Raw genomic sequence first — 255 nt, 5'->3', positions numbered from 1 at the left:
GCGCGGCTATACAAGAGCGGCGACCTGGGGCGCTGGTTAGCCGATGGCAACATCGAGTATGTAGGAAGGAACGACTTCCAGGTCAAGATCCGTGGTTTCCGAATTGAGCTGGGCGAGATCGAAGCCAAGCTGGCGGCCTGCGAAGGCGTGCGCGATGCGATTGTGATCGCACGCGAAGACCAGCCGGGCGACAAGCGGCTGGTGGCGTACGTGATCGCGCAAGCAGGGGCGGAAGAAGGGGCCTTGTCGGCAACC

At 62.7% G+C, this 255-nt stretch carries 1 protein-coding gene; it reads left to right on the top strand.

All coding sequences use genetic code 11. From position 1 onward, the window contains the following. On the top strand, window positions 1–255 hold a 255-nt coding region (locus KVP70_RS33795; protein WP_217946789.1), incomplete at both ends, for an AMP-binding enzyme.

The sequence above is a fragment of the Duganella violaceipulchra genome, from assembly GCF_019166075.1.
In the GTDB taxonomy this organism is placed as follows: Bacteria; Pseudomonadota; Gammaproteobacteria; order Burkholderiales; family Burkholderiaceae_D; genus Rugamonas; species Rugamonas violaceipulchra.
Note: the sequence above shows the minus strand (reverse complement) of the source record. Positions and strands in the feature narration are given on the sequence as shown.